Raw genomic sequence first — 1016 nt, forward strand, 5'->3', positions numbered from 1 at the left:
CTGCGCCGCTGTTCACCGCCCCGTTCAACGCCAGGGCCCCGCCACTCAGGCTCAGTGCCTGGCCGTTGCTCGCCACGCTGCCATTCACCGCCAGCGCCTGGTTGCCGGTGTTGAGCGTTGCGCTGCCGGTGCCGCTATTCACTGCGCCGGCCACTGTCAGCGCCCGCGCGTTCGTCAGGCTGAAGCCGTTCGCGCTGAAGTTGCCCAGCGCGCCGACCTGGTTCGCGCCCGTGAGCGTGGCCGCCCCCTGGGAACTGCCGACCAACGTGCCTGCCGCGACCAATCCACTGCTGCCTTCGCTGATCGTTCCGCCGGAAGTCAGCGTAGTGGTGCCGGCGCCGCTGTTTACCTTGGCATCGACCGCCAGTCCGTCGGCGCCCGTCAGCGCCACCGCGTTGCTGCTGACGGAATCAGCTACGGTCAGCACCCCTGTTGTGGTGCCGATGGCCGCCCCGTCTGTGCCACCGTTCACCGCGCCACCGACCGTCAGCGCCTGCGCGTTTATCAGGCTGAAACCGTTCGCGTCGAACACTCCCAGCGTACCGATCAGATTGGCATTTCCCAGCGTCGTCGCACCGGTCGAACTGCCGGTCAGCGTGCGGGCCTTGATCATGCCGCCCGTCCCTTCGGTAATCGCACCACTGCCGGCCTGCGTCAGCGTCGTTGCGCCCGCACCGCTGTCGATCGCCGCCTGGATGGTCAGGTTGCCGACCGCACTCAGATCCACCGCGGTGCCAGTGACGCTGTTGCTCACCGTCAATGCATCAGCCGAAACGAGCGTGATGGCTCCGCCGCTGAGCGCGGTATTCACGTTTAATGCGTGGCCAGCACCCGACGTGCGCAGGCTGATGGTTCCGTTGCCACCAGTGGTCGCCAACGATCCGTTCACCGCCAGCGCCTGCGCGTTGGTCAGGGCGAAGTTGGCGGCCGTGAAGCTGCCCAGCGTGCCAATCAGGTTGGCGCCGTTGAGCGTAGTGCTGCCGGCAGAACTTCCGGTCAGCGTACCGGCCGTGAGG

At 67.2% G+C, this 1016-nt stretch carries 1 protein-coding gene; it reads right to left on the reverse strand.

Translation table 11 applies throughout. The features are described 5' to 3' along the window. Positions 1-1016, reverse strand: a 1016-nt coding sequence (locus tag ACFWZ3_RS17280; protein ID WP_439708911.1) for a beta strand repeat-containing protein, incomplete at both ends; no start/stop codon positions are given.

Source organism: Frateuria sp. GZRR35, assembly GCF_051900415.1.
Classification (GTDB): Bacteria; Pseudomonadota; Gammaproteobacteria; order Xanthomonadales; family Rhodanobacteraceae; genus Frateuria_A.